At 67.2% G+C, this 17,336-nt stretch carries 11 protein-coding genes and 1 pseudogene; 10 read left to right on the top strand and 2 right to left on the bottom strand.

Going from position 1 to position 17,336, the window contains the following annotated elements; all coding sequences use genetic code 11:
- The first annotated feature begins 92 nt into the window (after positions 1-92).
- The 9 genes from VV867_RS28370 (at position 93) to VV867_RS28330 (ending at position 13,641) form a co-directional block, all read left to right on the top strand.
- The gene (locus VV867_RS28370) at positions 93-491 is read left to right on the top strand and encodes a MerR family transcriptional regulator (protein ID WP_109934451.1); all 399 of its coding nucleotides are present in this window, start codon (positions 93-95) and stop codon (positions 489-491) included.
- A 41-nt stretch (positions 492-532) separates the two neighbouring features.
- Entirely contained in the window at positions 533-1,696 is a 1,164-nt protein-coding gene (locus VV867_RS28365) for an isovaleryl-CoA dehydrogenase (RefSeq protein ID WP_328568187.1), read from the top strand.
- A gap of 91 nt (positions 1,697-1,787) precedes the next feature.
- Positions 1,788-3,395 (top strand): carboxyl transferase domain-containing protein, encoded by a 1,608-nt coding sequence (locus tag VV867_RS28360; RefSeq protein WP_328568186.1) that lies wholly within the window; start codon positions 1,788-1,790, stop codon positions 3,393-3,395.
- Between the two features lie 88 nt (positions 3,396-3,483).
- Positions 3,484-4,281: a gamma-carboxygeranoyl-CoA hydratase gene (locus VV867_RS28355; RefSeq protein ID WP_328568185.1), complete on the top strand. Its 798-nt coding sequence runs from the start codon at positions 3,484-3,486 to the stop codon at positions 4,279-4,281.
- A gap of 54 nt (positions 4,282-4,335) precedes the next feature.
- The gene (locus VV867_RS28350; protein WP_328568184.1) at positions 4,336-6,291 is read left to right on the top strand and encodes an acetyl/propionyl/methylcrotonyl-CoA carboxylase subunit alpha; all 1,956 of its coding nucleotides are present in this window, start codon (positions 4,336-4,338) and stop codon (positions 6,289-6,291) included.
- Between the two features lie 141 nt (positions 6,292-6,432).
- Positions 6,433-7,335, top strand: coding sequence for a hydroxymethylglutaryl-CoA lyase (locus VV867_RS28345; RefSeq protein WP_328568183.1), 903 nt, complete (start codon positions 6,433-6,435; stop codon positions 7,333-7,335).
- A gap of 375 nt (positions 7,336-7,710) precedes the next feature.
- A complete protein-coding gene (mexE, locus tag VV867_RS28340) occupies positions 7,711-8,943 on the top strand; it encodes a multidrug efflux RND transporter periplasmic adaptor subunit MexE (RefSeq protein ID WP_109934457.1) in 1,233 nt (410 codons plus the stop codon).
- Positions 8,944-9,061: 118 nt separating this feature from the next.
- Positions 9,062-12,247, top strand: a complete 3,186-nt coding sequence (locus tag VV867_RS28335) for an efflux RND transporter permease subunit (protein WP_328568182.1) — start codon at positions 9,062-9,064, stop codon at positions 12,245-12,247.
- Positions 12,244-13,641, top strand: a complete 1,398-nt coding sequence (locus VV867_RS28330) for a TolC family protein (RefSeq protein ID WP_328568181.1) — start codon at positions 12,244-12,246, stop codon at positions 13,639-13,641. Before VV867_RS28335 ends, VV867_RS28330 begins: the two co-directional genes overlap by 4 nt.
- A gap of 312 nt (positions 13,642-13,953) precedes the next feature.
- Here VV867_RS28330 and VV867_RS28325 read toward each other — a convergent pair whose 3' ends face one another.
- Both VV867_RS28325 and VV867_RS28320 read right to left on the bottom strand, forming a co-directional pair.
- On the bottom strand, positions 13,954-14,367 hold the full coding sequence (locus tag VV867_RS28325) for a DUF5615 family PIN-like protein (protein ID WP_328568180.1): 414 nt from the start codon (positions 14,365-14,367) through the stop codon (positions 13,954-13,956).
- A gap of 1 nt (position 14,368) precedes the next feature.
- On the bottom strand, positions 14,369-15,067 hold the full coding sequence (locus tag VV867_RS28320; RefSeq protein WP_328568179.1) for a DUF433 domain-containing protein: 699 nt from the start codon (positions 15,065-15,067) through the stop codon (positions 14,369-14,371).
- 253 nt (positions 15,068-15,320) lie between these two features.
- On the opposite strand from VV867_RS28320, the pseudogene VV867_RS28315 reads away from it, so the two are divergent.
- Positions 15,321-16,764, top strand: a pseudogene (locus VV867_RS28315) (mechanosensitive ion channel domain-containing protein).
- The last annotated feature ends 572 nt before the right edge of the window (positions 16,765-17,336 follow it).

Here is a 17,336-nt window from a genome sequence, read left to right as displayed (position 1 = left end):
AATTAGCGGGCCAGCCGGCTTGAGGCGAAGTGATTGACAGCCCCTCGACGCAGGTTTACGTTAACGTAAAGGTAAACAAACGAGCAAGCCCGATGCCGACCACCTACAGCATTTCCGACCTGGCCCGCGAACTGGACGTGACCACCCGCGCCATCCGCTTCTACGAGGAGCAGGGCATGCTCAGCCCGGAGCGCCGCGGCCAGGAGCGCATCTACAGCCCCAAGGACCTGGTGGCGCTGAAGCTGATCCTGCGCGGCAAGCGCATCGGCTTCTCGCTGGCCGAGTGCAAGGAGCTGATCGACCTCTACGACCCCAGCGGCGGCAACCGCAAGCAGCTGGAGACCTTCATGCAGAAGATCGCCGCCCGCCGCGCGCAACTGGAGCAGCAGCTGCTCGACATCGAGCAGATGAAGCTGGAACTGGACACGGCCGAGGAACGCTGCCTGGCGGCCCTGGCCGAAACCGAGAAGAAACAGCGCGCCAACGCCTGACGCGCCCTACCCCGCATTCCAAGTACAACAAAGGTGCAACCATGAGCTACCCGTCCCTCAACTTCGGCCTCGGCGAAACCATCGACATGCTCCGCGAGCAGGTGCAGGGCTTCGTCGCCAGCGAACTGGCCCCGCGCGCCGCGCAGATCGACGCCGACAACCTGTTCCCCGTGGACATGTGGAAGAAGTTCGGCGACATGGGCCTGCTCGGCATCACCGTCGCCGAGGAATACGGCGGCGCCAACATGGGCTACCTGGCCCACGTCATCGCCATCGAGGAGATCAGCCGTGGTTCGGCTTCCGTCGGCCTGTCCTACGGCGCGCACTCCAACCTGTGCGTCAACCAGATCAAGCGTAACGGCAACGCCGAGCAGAAGGCCAAATACCTGCCCAAGCTGATCAGTGGCGAGCACATAGGCGCGCTGGCCATGAGCGAGCCCAACGCCGGTTCCGACGTGGTCTCCATGAAGCTGCGCGCCGAGAAGCGCGGCGACCGCTTCGTCCTCAACGGCAGCAAGACCTGGATCACCAACGGCCCGGACGCCAACACCTACGTGATCTACGCCAAGACCGAGCCGGAAAAGGGCGCCCACGGCATCACCGCGTTCATCGTCGAGCGTGACTGGAAGGGCTTCAGCCGTGGCAACAAGTTCGACAAGCTGGGCATGCGCGGCTCGAACACCTGCGAGCTGTTCTTCGACGACGTGGAAGTGCCGGAAGAGAACGTCCTGGGCGCGGTCAACGGCGGCGTGAAGGTGCTGATGAGCGGCCTGGACTACGAGCGCGTGGTGCTCGCCGGCGGCCCGATCGGCATCATGCAGGCGTGCATGGACGTGATCGTGCCCTACATCCACGACCGCAAGCAGTTCGGCCAGAGCATCGGCGAGTTCCAGCTGATCCAGGGCAAGGTCGCCGACATGTACACCCAGCTCAACGCCAGCCGCGCCTACCTGTACGCGGTGGCCCAGGCCTGCGACCGCGGCGAGACCACCCGCAAGGACGCCGCCGGGGTGATCCTCTACACCGCCGAGCGCGCGACGCAAATGGCCCTGGACGCCATCCAGATCCTCGGCGGCAACGGCTACATCAACGAGTTCCCCACCGGCCGCCTGCTGCGCGACGCCAAGCTCTACGAGATCGGCGCCGGCACCAGCGAGATCCGCCGCATGCTGATCGGGCGCGAGCTGTTCAACGAAACGAAGTGATAGCCACAAGCGGCAAGCTTCAAGCTGCAAGCCGAAGCCAGAGCACCCGCTTGCGGCTTGAAGCTTGTAGCTTGCAGCGCGCGGAGAACCTATGACCATCCTTAGCACCCAGATCAATACGCGCTCCCCGGAATACGCCGCCAATGCCGCGACCATGCTGGAGAGCGTCCAGGACCTGCGCGCCCTGCTCGGCCGCGTCCACGAAGGTGGCGGCGCCGCCGCGCAGGCCAAGCACAGCGCACGCGGCAAGCTGCTGGTGCGCGAGCGCATCAACCGCCTGCTCGATGCCGGCTCGCCGTTCCTCGAGGTTTCCGCCCTCGCCGCCCACGGGGTTTACGGCGAAGACGTGGCCGCCGCCGGCGTGGTCGCCGGCATCGGCCGCGTCGAAGGCGTGGAATGCATGATCGTCGGCAACGACGCCACGGTGAAAGGCGGCAGCTACTACCCGCTGACCGTGAAGAAGCACCTGCGCGCCCAGGCCATCGCCCAGCAGAACCGCCTGCCGTGCATCTACCTGGTGGACTCCGGCGGCGCCAACCTGCCGCGCCAGGACGAGGTGTTCCCGGACCGCGAGCACTTCGGGCGGATCTTCTTCAACCAGGCCAACATGAGCGCCCAGGGCATCCCGCAGATCGCCGTGGTGATGGGCTCGTGCACCGCCGGCGGCGCCTACGTGCCGGCCATGAGCGACGAGACCATCATGGTCCGCGAGCAGGCCACCATCTTCCTCGCCGGCCCGCCGCTGGTGAAGGCCGCCACCGGCGAGGTGGTCAGTGCCGAGGACCTCGGCGGCGCCGACGTGCACTGCAAGACCAGCGGCGTGGCCGACCACTACGCCGAGGACGACGAGCACGCCCTGGCCATCGCCCGCCGCTGCATCGCCAACCTCAACTGGAGCAAGCAGGGCAAGCTCAACACCCTGCCCCCGCGCGCACCGCTGTACTCCGCCGAGGAGCTGTACGGGGTGATCCCGGTGGACAGCAAGCAGCCCTTCGACGTGCGCGAGATCATCGCGCGCCTGGTAGACGGCAGCGAGTTCGACGAGTTCAAGGCGCTGTTCGGCACCACCCTGGTGTGCGGCTTCGCACACCTGCACGGCTACCCCATCGCCATCCTCGCCAACAACGGCATCCTCTTCGCCGAGGCCGCGCAGAAAGGCGCGCACTTCATCGAACTGGCCTGCCAGCGCGGCATCCCGCTGCTGTTCCTGCAGAACATCACCGGCTTCATGGTCGGCCAGAAGTACGAGGCCGGCGGCATCGCCAAGCACGGCGCCAAGCTGGTCACCGCGGTGGCCTGCGCCCAGGTGCCGAAGTTCACCGTGATCATCGGCGGCAGCTTCGGCGCCGGCAACTACGGCATGTGCGGCCGCGCCTACGACCCGCGCTTCCTGTGGATGTGGCCCAACGCGCGGATCGGCGTGATGGGCGGCGAACAGGCCGCCGGCGTGCTGGCCCAGGTCAAGCGCGAGCAGGCCGAACGCGCCGGCAACGCGCTGAGTGCCGAGGACGAGGCGAAGATCAAGGCGCCGATCCTCGAGCAGTACGAGCGCCAGGGCCACCCCTACTACTCCAGCGCGCGGCTGTGGGACGACGGCGTGATCGACCCGGCGCAGACCCGCGAGGTCCTCGCCCTGGCCCTGTCCGCCTCGCTCAACGCGCCCATCGAGCCGACCAAGTTCGGCGTGTTCAGGATGTAATCGGCGGCAGGCTACAGGCAGCAGGCTGCAGGCTAGAGCGCTTCTGCCTGCAGCCTGTAGCCTGCGGCCTGCAGCCCAAGAGGCCCTTATGACTACTTTTGAAAACATTCAGCTCGACATCGACGACCGTGGCGTGGCCAGTCTCTGGCTGAACCGGCCGGACAAGAACAACGCCTTTAACGCCCAGACCATCGCCGAGCTGATCCAGGCGTTGGACCAGGTGGCCGACGACGCGCGCGTACGCCTGCTGGTGCTGCGCGGGCGCGGCAAGCACTTCTGCGGCGGCGCCGACCTGGCCTGGATGCAGGAGGCGGTGAAGCTCGACTACCAGGGCAACCTGGCCGACGCCCAGCAACTGGCCGAATTGCTGAACAACCTGCACCTGCTGAAGAAACCGACCCTGGCCGTGGTCCAGGGAGCGGCCTTCGGCGGCGGCGTGGGCCTGGTGGCCTGCTGCGACATGGCCCTGGGCAGCGAGCAGGCGCAGTTCTGCCTGTCCGAGGTGCGTATCGGGCTGATCCCGGCGACCATCGGGCCCTTCGTCACCAAGGCCATCGGCCAGCGCGCGGCCACCCGCTACGCGCTCACCGCCGAGCGCTTCGACGGCAAGCGCGCCCGCGAGCTGGGCCTGCTGGACGAGTGCTATGGCGCCGAGGAGCTGGACCAGAAGGTCGAGGCCTGGATCGCCAACCTGCTGTGCAATTCCCCTTGCGCCCTAATGGCTTGCAAGGCGCTGTTCCAGGAAATCGGCAGCGGCGAGCTGAGCCCCACCCTGCGCCGCTACACCGAGGCCGCCATCGCCCGCATCCGCATCAGCCCCGAGGGCCAGGAAGGCCTGCACGCCTTCCTCGAAAAGCGCAAGCCGGCCTGGCAGAAGAGCAGCTAGAAGCTTTAGGCCGCAAGCCCCAAGCGGCTTGCCGCCCTCCAACGGAGCAGAACAATGATTACAACGCTACTGATTGCCAACCGCGGCGAGATCGCCTGCCGGGTGATGCGCACCGCCAAGGCCCTGGGCCTGACCACCGTGGCCGTGCACAGCGCCACAGACCGCCATGCCCGCCACGTCGAGGAGGCGGACATCGCCATCGACCTGGGCGGCGCCAAGCCGGCCGAATCCTACCTGCGCGCCGACGCCGTGCTGGCCGCGGCCAAGGCCGCCGGGGCCCAGGCCATCCACCCCGGCTACGGCTTCCTCTCGGAGAACGCCGGCTTCGCCCGCGCCTGCGAAGAGGCCGGGCTGGTGTTCCTCGGCCCGCCGGCCAGCGCCATCGACGCCATGGGCAGCAAGTCCGCGGCCAAGGCGCTGATGGAAGACGCCGGCGTGCCGCTGGTGCCCGGCTACCACGGCGAAGCCCAGGACTACGCCACCTTCCAGCGCGAGGCCGCGCGCATCGGCTACCCGGTGCTGCTCAAGGCCGCCGCCGGCGGTGGCGGCAAGGGCATGAAGGTAGTGGAGCGCGAAAGCGAGCTGGCCGAGGCCCTGGAATCCGCCCAGCGCGAAGCCCAGTCCGGCTTCGGCGACGCGCGCATGCTGGTGGAGAAGTACCTGACCAAGCCGCGCCACGTGGAAATCCAGGTGTTCGCCGATAAGCACGGCAACTGCCTGTACCTCAACGAGCGCGACTGCTCGATCCAGCGCCGCCACCAGAAAGTGGTCGAGGAAGCCCCCGCCCCCGGCCTTTCCGTCGAGCTGCGCCGCGGCATGGGCGAAGCCGCCGTGCGCGCCGCCCAGGCCATCGGCTACGTCGGCGCCGGCACCGTGGAGTTCCTCTACGACGAAGGCAGCGGCCAGTTCTTCTTCATGGAAATGAACACCCGCCTGCAAGTGGAGCACCCGGTCACCGAGGCCATCACCGGCCTCGACCTGGTGGCCTGGCAGATCCGCGTGGCCCGTGGCGAAGCGCTGCCGATCACCCAGGAGCAGGTGCCGCTAAACGGCCACGCCATCGAAGTGCGGCTCTACGCCGAGGACCCGGAAGGTGGTTTCCTGCCCGCCAGCGGCCACCTGGCGCTGTACCGCGAACCGCCGGCCGGCCCCGGCCGCCGGGTGGACAGCGGCATCCGCGAGGGCGACGACATCTCGCCGTTCTACGACCCCATGCTGGCCAAGCTGATCGCCTGGGGCGAGAACCGCGAGGAAGCCCGTCAGCGCCTGCTGTCGATGCTCGCCGAAACCGCCGTGGGCGGCTTCAAGACCAACCTGGCGTTCCTGCGCCGCGTGCTGGCCCACCCGGCCTTCGCCGCCGCCGAGCTGGACACCGGCTTCATCGGCCGCCACCAGGAACAACTGCTGCCGGCGCCGAGCGAGCTACCGCCGCCGTTCTGGCAACTGGCCGGCGAGGCCTGGGCGCAGAGCGAAGCCGAGCGCGTGCGCGGCGACGACGCCCACTCGCCGTGGAGCGCCCGCGACGGCTGGCGCAGCGGCCTGCCGGGGGAAACCGACCTGCACCTGCTGGCCAAGGGCGAGTCCCAGGTGGTGCGCCTGCGCCACGCCAATGGCGTGCGCGGCGCAACGCTGAAGGGCGAGTGGCTGGAAGTGGACGTCGAAGGCGTGCGCCGTCGCCACCTGGCCCTGCGCCAGGGCGACAGCCTGTACCTGGAATGGCAGGGCGAACTGGTGCCGGTGCGCCGCTACGACGCCATCGCCGAGGCCGAGGCGGCCCACGCCCACCACGGCGGCCTGGGCGCGCCGATGAACGGCAGCATCGTGCGCATCCTGGTCGAACCCGGGCAAACGGTGGAAGCCGGCGCCGCCCTGGTGGTGCTCGAAGCGATGAAGATGGAACACAGCATTCGCGCGCCGCACGCCGGCGTGGTGAAATCGCTGTATTGCAGCGAAGGCGAACTGGTGGCCGAGGGTACGGCGCTGGTGGAGTTGGAAGAAACCCCGGCATAAAGCCCCCGCCCGGCTCTTTGTAGGAGCGAGCTTGCTCGCGAACGCATTGCACCATGAACGTCCGGTGCGAAGCGGGTTCGCGAGCAAGCTCGCTCCTACAAGAGCAACTGCCCTTCGCCTGAACCTCAAGAGGACAACCCCATGCCCCTGCCCCAACACGTCCGCCTGGTCGAAGTCGGCCCGCGCGACGGCCTGCAGAACGAGAAACAGCCGATCAGCGTCGCCGACAAGGTGCGCCTGGTGGACGACCTGAGCGCCGCCGGCCTGGCCTACGTCGAGGTCGGCAGCTTCGTCTCGCCCAAATGGGTGCCGCAGATGGCCGGCTCCGCCGAGGTGTTCGCCGGCATCCAACAGAAGCCCGGAGTGACCTACGCCGCCCTGGCGCCCAACCTCAAGGGTTTCGAGGCCGCGCTGGAGGCCGGGGTGAAGGAAGTCGCGGTGTTCGCCGCCGCTTCCGAGGCCTTCTCGCAGAAGAACATCAACTGCTCGATCAAGGAGAGCCTGGAGCGCTTCGTGCCGGTGATGGACGCCGCCCGCGAGCACGGCATCCGCGTGCGCGGCTACGTCTCCTGCGTGCTCGGCTGCCCGTACCAGGGCGAGGTGGACGTGCAGCAGGTGGCCGCCGTGGCCGCCGAGCTGGATGCCATGGGCTGCTATGAGGTCTCCCTGGGCGACACCATCGGCGTCGGCACCGCCGGCGCCACCCGCGCCATGTTCGAAGTAGTCGGCGCCCGCGTGCCCCGCGAGCGCCTGGCCGGGCACTTCCACGACACCTACGGCCAGGCCCTGGCGAACATCTACGCAAGCCTGCTGGAAGGCATCGCGGTGTTCGACAGCTCGGTCGCAGGCCTGGGCGGCTGCCCCTACGCCAAGGGCGCCACCGGCAACGTGGCCACCGAGGACGTGCTCTACCTGCTGAACGGCCTGGGCATCCATACCGGCATCGACCTCGACGCCCTGATCGCCGCCGGCCAGCGCATCTGCGCGGTGCTCGGCAAGGAAAACGGTTCGCGCGTGGCCCGCGCCCGCCTGGCCAAGGCCTGACCCCGCGCCACTATTGCTCTTCGTAGGATGGGTTGAGCGATACCCATGCGGTCGTGGCGATGGGTATCGCTTCGCTCAACCCATCCTACGGCGGCTCCCCTACGGCCTGAAACCCGACCCGTTCTTCGTAGGAGCGAGCTTGCTCGCGAACCCGCTTAGCACCTTGCCTACCAGGGGAAGAGCGTTCGCGAGCAAGCTCGCTCCTACAGGGTTTCGGCGCAGCCGATAGCAGAAAATCCCCCATCGATTGATACGGATAATGCAACAGGGTTTATCACTGGCCGTGATAATAAGAATGCTCCCGTTCGATTAGCGACTTAGAGGCTTCGAACGCAGACTCCGCTGCATTAGATCAAAAATGCCGGAGTCTTCCCCATGGAGCGTTCACCCCACCCCTTGCGTATTCCCCTGGCACTGGCCGCCATCCTGGTGCTCAGCGCCTGCGGCAAGACCCAGGACGCCGCGCAGAACATGCCCGCGCCCAAGGTCAGCGTCGCCGAAGTCATCGAACAACCGGTCAACGAGTGGGACGAGTTCACCGGCCGCCTGGAGGCGCCGGAATCCGTCGAGCTGCGCCCGCGCGTCTCCGGCTACATCGACAAGGTGACCTTCCGCGAAGGCGCCCTGGTGAAGAAAGGCGACCTGCTGTTCCAGATCGACCCGCGGCCGTTCCTGGCCGAGGTGCACCGCCTGGAAGCCCAGCTGCAACAGGCCCGCGCCAACCAGACCCGCACCGTCAACGAAGCCGCCCGCGGCGACCGCCTGCGCGCCACCAACGCCATCTCCGCCGAGCTGGCCGACGCCCGCAGCGCCGCCGCCACCGAAGCCCGCGCCCAGGTCGCCGCGACACAGGCCGAGCTGGACAACGCCAAGCTCAACCTGTCGTTCACCCAGATCACCGCGCCCATCGACGGCCGCGTGTCGCGCGCCGAAATCACCGCCGGCAACCTGGTCAACTCCGGCCAGACTCTGCTCACCAGCGTGGTTTCCACCGACAAGGTCTACGCCTACTTCGACGCCGACGAGCGCGTGTACCTGAAGTACGTGGCCATGGCCCGCGCCGGCGGCCCGGACGCCCGCGGCAGCACCCCGGTGTACCTGGGCCTGACCGGCGAGGACGGCTTCCCGCACCTGGGCCGCCTGGACTTCCTCGACAACCAGGTCAACCCGAAGACCGGCACCATCCGCGGCCGCGCGGTGTTCGACAACAAGGACGGCTTCTACACCCCCGGCCTCTATGCCCGCATCAAGCTGGTCGGCTCCGGCACCTACCCGGCGGCGCTGATCAAGGACGAGGCGGTCGGCACCGACCTGGGCAAGAAATTCGTGCTGGTGCTGGGCGCCGACAAGAAGGTGGCCTACCGCAGCATCGAGCTGGGGCCGAAGCTGGAAGGCCTGCGCATCGTCCGCAGCGGCCTGGCCAAGGGCGATCGCATCGTGGTCAACGGCCTGCAGCGCGTGCGCCCCGGCGCCGAGGTGGATGCCGAGGGCGTGCCCATGGCCAGCCCGGCCACCCTCGCCGCCCTCGCCCGCTCGCGCCAGGCGGTGGAAGACAGCGAGCCGCCGAAGGTGGCCGAGCAGTCGCCGGGAAAGCCCAACCGCGGCTGACCGCAACCCGCCCCTGAGCGGGGCCAAGAAAGAGAACGCAGTACCCGGCCCTGGCCCCACCCAGGGCCGCGGGTGACCTTTGTCCAGGGTTTAGCGCGTCGCGCTCCAGGAACGAACCATGAACTTCTCGCAATTCTTCGTGCAGCGGCCGATCTTCGCCGCCGTGCTCTCGCTGATCATCCTGATCGGCGGGGCCATCTCGCTGTTCCAGCTACCGATCAGCGAATACCCCGAAGTGGTGCCGCCCACCGTGGTGGTGCGCGCCAACTTCCCCGGCGCCAACCCCAAGGTGATCGGCGAGACCGTCGCCGCGCCCCTGGAGCAGGCCATCACCGGCGTCGAGAACATGCTCTACATGTCCTCGCAGTCCACCGCCGACGGCAAGATGACCCTGACCATCACCTTCGCCCTGGGCACCGACCTGGACAACGCCCAGGTGCAGGTGCAGAACCGCGTGACGCGGACCGAGCCGAAGCTGCCCGAAGAGGTCACCCACATCGGCATCACCGTCGACAAGGCCTCGCCCGACCTGACCATGGTCGTGCACCTGACCTCGCCGGACCAGCGCTACGACATGCTCTACCTGTCCAACTACGCCATCCTCAACATCAAGGACGAGCTGGCGCGCCTGGACGGCGTGGGCGACGTGCAGCTGTTCGGCATGGGCGACTACTCGCTGCGCGTGTGGCTGGACCCGAACAAGGTGGCCTCGCGCAACCTCACCGCCAGCGACGTGGTCGCGGCCATCCGCGAGCAGAACCGCCAGGTCGCCGCCGGCGCCCTGGGCGCGCCGCCCGCGCCCAACGCCACCAGCTTCCAGCTGTCGATCAACACCCAGGGCCGCCTGGTCAGCGAGGAAGAGTTCGAGAACATCATCATCCGCAGCGGCCCGGACGGCGAGATCACCCGCCTGAAGGACATCGCCCGTATCGAGCTGGGCTCCAGCCAGTACGCCCTGCGCTCGCTGCTGGACAACCAGCCGGCGGTGGCCATCCCGATCTTCCAGCGCCCCGGCTCCAACGCCATCGCCATCTCCAACGAGGTGCGGGCGAAGATGGCCGAGCTGAAGAAGGAATTCCCCCAAGGCGTGGACTACTCCATCGTCTATGACCCGACCATCTTCGTCCGCGGCTCCATCGAGGCGGTGGTGCACACCCTGTTCGAAGCGCTGATCCTGGTGGTGCTGGTGGTGGTGCTGTTCCTGCAGACCTGGCGCGCCTCGATCATCCCGCTGGCCGCCGTGCCGGTGTCGCTGATCGGCACCTTCGCGGTGATGCACTTCTTCGGCTTCTCGCTCAACGCGCTGTCGCTGTTCGGCCTGGTGCTGGCCATCGGCATCGTGGTGGACGACGCCATCGTGGTGGTGGAGAACGTCGAACGCAACATCGGCCTGGGACTCACGCCCATCGAGGCGACCAAGCGCGCCATGAAGGAAGTGACCGGGCCGATCATCGCCACCGCCCTGGTGCTGTGCGCGGTGTTCGTGCCGACCGCGTTCATCTCCGGCCTCACCGGGCAGTTCTACCGGCAGTTCGCGCTGACCATCGCGATATCCACGGTGATCTCCGCGTTCAACTCGCTGACCCTGTCGCCGGCGCTGGCCGCGGTGCTGCTCAAGGGCCACGACGAGCCCAAGGACCGCTTCTCGCGGATCCTCGACGCGCTGCTGGGCAGCTGGCTGTTCCGCCCGTTCAACCGCTTCTTCGACCGCGCCAGCCATGGCTACGTCGGCACCGTGACCCGCGTGCTGCGCAGCAGCTCCATCGCGCTGATCCTCTACGCCGGGCTGATCGGCCTGACCTACCTGGGCTTCTCCAGCACCCCCACCGGCTTCGTGCCGCAGCAGGACAAGCAGTACCTGGTGGCCTTCGCCCAGCTGCCCGACGCGGCCACCCTGGACCGCACCGAGGCGGTGATCAAGCGCATGTCGGAAATCGCCGGCAAGCACCCGGGCATCGAGCACACCGTGTCCTTCCCCGGCCTGTCGATCAACGGCTTCACCAACAGCCCCAACAGCGGCATCGTCTTCACCCCGCTGAAGGACTTCGACCAGCGCAAGGCCCCGGGCATGTCCGCCGGCGAGATCGCCGCCGAGCTGAACCAGGAATTCGCCGGCATCCAGGACGCCTACATCGCCATCTTCCCGCCGCCGCCGGTACAGGGGCTGGGGACCATCGGCGGCTTCCGGGTGCAGGTCGAGGACCGTGGCAGCCTGGGTTACGAGGAACTCTACAACCAGACCCAGAACGTCCTGGCCAAGGCCCGCGCCCTGCCCGAGCTGAACCCCATGTCGGTGTTCACCAGCTACCAGGTGAACGTGCCGCAGGTGGACGCCGCCATCGACCGCGAGAAGGCCAAGACCCACGGCGTGGCCATCAGCGACATCTTCGACACCCTGCAGGTGTACCTGGGCTCGCTGTACGCCAACGACTTCAACCGCTTCGGCCGCACCTACCAGGTCAACGTCCAGGCCGACCAGAACTTCCGCCTGGACCCGGAACAGATCGGCCAGCTGAAGGTGCGCAACAACCAGGGCGAGATGGTCCCGCTGGCCACCTTCATCAAGATCAGCGACACCTCCGGCCCCGACCGGGTGATGCACTACAACGGCTTCATCACCGCCGAGATCAACGGCGCCGCGGCCCCCGGCTACAGCTCCGGCCAGGCCGAGGCGGCGATGGAGAAACTGCTCAAGCAGGAACTGCCCAACGGCATGACCTACGAGTGGACCGACCTGACCTACCAGCAGATCCTCGCCGGCAACACCGCGGCCTTCGTGTTCCCGCTCTGCGTGCTCCTGGCCTTCCTGGTGCTGGCCGCGCTGTACGAAAGCTGGGGCCTGCCGCTGGCGGTGATCCTGATCGTGCCGATGACCCTGCTGTCGGCCATCGGCGGGGTGATAGTCGCCGGCGGCGACAACAACATCTTCACCCAGATCGGCCTGATCGTACTGGTGGGCCTGGCGTGCAAGAACGCCATCCTCATCGTCGAGTTCGCCAAGGACAAGCAGGAAGAAGGCATGGACCGCGTCAGCGCGGTGCTGGAAGCCTGCCGCCTGCGGCTGCGGCCGATCCTGATGACCTCCATCGCCTTCATCATGGGCGTGGTGCCGCTGGTGCTGTCCACCGGCGCCGGCGCCGAGATGCGCCACGCCATGGGCGTCGCGGTGTTCTCCGGGATGCTCGGGGTGACCTTCTTCGGCCTGCTGCTGACGCCGGTGTTCTACGTCCTCATCCGCCGCTTCATGGAAGCCCGTGAAGCGAAGAAACAAGCGCGCCTGACCCACGAGGCTCACCACGCATGAAACTGCAACTCTTCGCCCCGGCGCTGCTGGCCCTGAGCCTCAGCGCCTGCATGGTCGGCCCTGACTACAAACAGCCGGACACCGCACCGGCCAAGCTCGACACCAGCGCCACGTCCTTCGACCGCAGCCGCTACGAAGACGCCTGGTGGAAACAGTTCGACGACCCGGTGCTGACCCAGCTGGTCGACCGGGCCCTGAAGGAAAACCGTGAGCTGCGCGTGGCCTACGACCGCGTGCTGGCCTCGCGGGCGATCCGCGACGACGTCTCCAACGACCGCTTCCCCACCGTGACCAGCCGCGCCTCCTCGCAGGTCGGCAAGGGCCAGGTGCCGGGGCAGACCGAGGACCGCGTCAATCAGGAGCGCTACGACCTGGGCCTGGACATGATCTGGGAAGTCGACCTGTTCGGCCGCGTGCGCCGCGAGCTGGAATCGGCCGACGCCCAGAGCCAGGCCGCCCAGGCCGACCTGCAGCAGCTGCAGGTCAGCCTGATCGCCGAACTGGCCGACGCCTACGGGCAGTTGCGCGGCGCCCAGCTGCGCGAAGGCATCGCCCGCGACAACCTGAAGAACCAGCACGAATCCCGCGACCTGACCATCCAGCTGCGCGACAACGGCGTGGGCAACGAACTCGACGTGCAGCGCGCCGAAGCGCGCCTGGCCGCCACCGAAGCCACCCTGCCGCAACTGCAGGCCGAGGAAGTGCGCCAGCGCAACCGCATCGCCACCCTCCTCGGCCAGCGCCCGGACCAGCTGAGCGTGGACCTGGCGCCCAAGCAGTTGCCGGCCATCGCCAAGGCCCTGCCGATCGGCGACCCGGGCGACCTGCTGCGCCGTCGCGCCGACGTCGCCGCCGCCGAACGGCGCCTGGCCTCGGCCACCGCCGATGTCGGCGTGGCCACCGCCGACCTGTTCCCCCGTGTGAGCCTCGGCGGCTTCCTCGGCTACACCGCCGGGCGCGGCTCGCAGATCGGCTCGGGCGCGGCCCGCGCCTGGGGCGTGTCGCCGACCATCAGCTGGGCGGCCTTCGACCTGGGCAGCGTGCGCGCCCGCCTGCGCGCCTCCAAGGCCGACGCCGACGCCGCGCTAGCCACCTACGAGCAGCAGGTGCTGCTGGCCCTGGAAGAATCCTCCAACGCCTTCAGCGACTACGGCAAGCGCCAGCAGCGCATGCTGGTGCTGGTGCGCCAGTCCGAGGCCAGCCGCAAGGCCGCCGAACTGGCCGGCGTGCAGTACCGCGAAGGCACCCTGGACTTCCTCAACCTGCTGGACGCCGAGCGCGAGCAACTGGCCGCCGAAGACGCCCAGGCGCTGGCCGAGGTCGACGTGTACCGCGGCATAGTCGCCATCTACAAGGCACTGGGGGGCGGCTGGCAGCCACAGCCCCAGGCCTGAAGGTTCCTCCCTGGCCACTCTCCGGCCACTTGGCCCCGCGGAGCACGCTGCTGACCGCGGGGCTTTTTTATGTCCAGCATGGGCACCGAGGTGCTTTTCGTCGGATGGGTCGAGCTTGCGAAGCCCATGGGACCGCGGTGATGGGTATCGTTTCGCTCCGCCCATCCTACGATGGCGTTTGTCCTGCACCGGAGCGGATCTCATCCGCGATTTCGCAGCGGGGTTCGGCCTATCGCGGACGGAGTCCGCTCCTACGATCGTGCTTCCCTGGAGCTGAAGCGGGCCAGCCGGCGGCAGACACCATCTTCGATCTCATTCAGTTGGAATGGCGTATTCCATCACACAGCAACGGCCGTCCTTCAGAACGGTTACTTCAAGGGCTCGGTTCACGAGATCGTCAGGGAGGTTGGCGAGGAGGACCGCGAAGGCTGCAAATTGCTTCTTGAAGTCAAGCACTCCCTCCTCGGCGTTGAGGCATACCAGGCCGGTATGAAGCTCCTCGAGAGCGTACAACCCTCCTGCGGCGGGCGGAGAATCCCCCCGGAAGTCGACCGAGTTATTGGTGACCAGGGTGAAGTTGTTATCCATGGCATGCCGAATGATTTCTCGATCCTTCAACCCACACCAGCCCCTATCACGAACAGAGGTTGCTGCGTATCCCATCTTGTGAGCTTCTTGGGCAAGCCTGGGAGAGAGGCACTCGTCAATCAGAAAGCTATAGCTCATTTCAGCCCCGGCTTGCCGGGGGTTCGACGCTACGCATAACAGCGCGATTGTCTTTACTGGACGCTTTTCGGGGCCGCCCGGCGCGGGGGTGCAAGCGGGCATACAACCGGGCTTGATCAATGCTCGCCTCGGTCAATGCCGGATAATCGTCGATTATCTCTGCCACTGGTACGCCCGCATCGATAGAGGCCAGTACCGTTTCAATCGGCAACCGCGTTCCCTTGAAGACTGGTTTCCCTCCCATGATCTCGGGATCACTGACGATTGAGCCCTCAGCAGCATAGAGGAGACGAATCCGCTCACCGATTTTATTCATTTCATGGGTGAGATCGAATGAGAGATTCTTCACCTCAACCACCCAAGTGGTTTGCCTTATCAAATTATCGACGACTATAGGGCGCTGATTACTCTCGCAGGCGTTCAGGATCACGGTGAACGAATGGAGATGATCCGCCTCCAGCTTCACCATGAAGTCCTTCCGGGCCTGTTTGGTGAGCATGTCCTTCCACTTGCGGTTGAAGCGCAGAGCAGCTGCCGTGCCCAGCAGGTCGTATTCTCTACGCTCGGCTGCCTTGTAAAAGAAGCCAGGGGGCAAAAGGTCATCATCGACCAAGCGATTCACTTCGACCTCGGTGCCCTCACCGACGAAGGCGACGGCACGGCCTGAAGCCTTCAATAGCTCAATATTGGTGGATGCCATGCTCATTAACTCTTCCGGAATTACGGAAGGATTTTTGCCAGGGAAACCATGGAAATGCAACCAGCGCCCGATCAAGGGTGGCTCGGCATCGGCAAGGGGTCGTTGCACAGACTCAATAGCCTTAGCCCGAACCACTGAAGTTACCGGCTGATACCCCAACCCCCACGATCATTGACAACCACCTCCAATCCCCGCGAAACCTCCCCGATCCTGTGCCATCTTCATAAGGCCCAGGCCCCCGGAGCCCACTCGCATGCCCACCCTGCTCGCCGACCACCCGCTGTTCGTCGCCCCTGCCCTGTTGCTGTTCGACCTGGCGTTCTGGCGGCTGCTGGCCGAGCGGCCGCACGGCTGGCGGGTGGCGCTGCGCCTGGGGTTCTTCCTGCTGTTCAGCCTGCTGCTGTTCAACGCCGGCATCAGCCCGCTGCAGAAGGCGCCCTGGCCGGAGGACCTGCCCAGCCACCTGGTGGCCACCGCGCTGCAGATCCTCTGGTGGCTGTTCGGCGCGCGCTGCCTGACGGTGCTGATCGGCGCCCTGCTGCTGCAGCGGGTGGGCCATGCCGGGCGGCTGTTGCAGGAAGTGATAGGTGCGCTGATCTTCCTCGCCGCCATCATCGCCGCCGCCGGCTATGCCCTGGACCTGCCGGTGAAGGGCCTGCTGGCTACCTCCGGGGTGGTCGCCATCGTGCTCGGCCTGGCGCTACAAAGCACCCTCAGCGACGTGTTCTCCGGGATCATCCTCAACACCACCAAGCCCTACCAGCTGGATGACTGGATATCCATCGACGGCACCGAGGGCAAGGTGGTGGAGATCGACTGGCGCTCCACCTACCTGCAGACCGCCCAGGGCAGCCTGGCGGTGATCCCCAACTCCCTGGCGGCCAAGGCCAGGCTGCTCAACCTGAGCCGCCCGGCCAACCTCTACGGCGTCAGCGTGGTGCTGGAGATCAGCCCGCTGGTGCGCCCGCGCCCGGTCATCGAGGCCCTGGAGCGTGCCCTGCGCGGCTGCCGCACCCTGTTGCCCAATCCAGCGCCGAGCGTGAGCATCCGCAAGGCCGGCGGCAACGGCGTGGAGTACGAGATGAGCGGCTACGTGGCCGCCATGGGCGAGAAGCGCGAAGTGCGCAACCAGCTCCACGACCTGGCCTTCCGCCACCTGCAGGCCGCCGGCATCAGCCTGCTCAGCGTGCCCGAGGTGCAGGCGGCACACGCCCTGCAGTCGCGGGCGCGGCGCCTGCTCGGCGAGTCGCCGCTGTTCGCCGCGCTGAACGACGAAGAGAAGGACGCCCTGGCCGAGCACATGCGCCCGCGGGCGTTCAAGGCCGGCGAGGTGCTGCTGGAGGTCGGCGAGGTCAGCGACGACCTGCTGATCCTCGAATCCGGCGTGGTCAGCGTGACCCTGCCACGCGACGCCGGCAGCGTCGAGGCCGGGCGCATGGGCCCGGGCGAGGTCATAGGCGAGGCCGGGGTGCTGCTGGCAGGCACGCTTCGCCGCCCTGAGCGACGGCCGCCTGTACCGCATCGACGGCCAGGCCCTGCAGCCCTGCCTGGAAGCGCGCCAGGAGATCGCCGAAGCCATGGCCCGGCTGCTCGACTACCGCCAGCAGGCCAGCGCGGCGCTGCTGGTGGAAACGCCGGTGCACGCACCGCGCCGCGGCCTGCTGCAGTGGCTCTCGGGGCTGCGCCGCCATTCGTAGGCGCGGATCTTGTCCGTGATTCGTGCCGCGCGAATGGCGTTACCCGGCGGCGGCTGTGCTTCGGATCGACGCCGCCCCCTCTCCCCAACCCTCTCCCGCAAGCGGGAGAGGGGGCTGTCCAGCATGGGCGGGGAATCCGGCGCCGACCTGTAGGAGCGGGCCCTGCCCGCGATTCGCGCGCAGGGCGCGCTCCTACATGGGAATGGCGTGGGTGGGGGCGTAGGAGCGGATCTTATCCGCGAATCGCGCCGGTGGATCCGGCCATCGCGGACGGAGTCCGCTCCTACGACCGTGCCTCCTGTGCTTCGGATCCTCTCCCGCAGGCGGGAAAGGGGCTATCCGGCATGGGCGGGAAATCCGGCGTTGACCTGTAATTGGATGGACTCACCCTCACCGAGGCGTCGAAGCGCCACGGTGGCATTCTAAGAAGCCACCGACAGTGAGGGTGAGGCCATGAAAAAGCATACGACGACGAAGAAGCCCATGTCTGCAGTGGATGTGTCGGCTTGCACGACAGTCGCCGTGGATTTGGCGAAGAAGGTATTCCAGGTGGCCGGGGAAGATGCCCAGGG

Origin of the sequence: Pseudomonas sp. JH-2, from assembly GCF_036231725.1 — a bacterium.
GTDB classification, from domain to species: Bacteria; Pseudomonadota; Gammaproteobacteria; order Pseudomonadales; family Pseudomonadaceae; genus Pseudomonas; species Pseudomonas delhiensis.
This window is presented reverse-complemented; position numbering and strand designations above follow the sequence as displayed.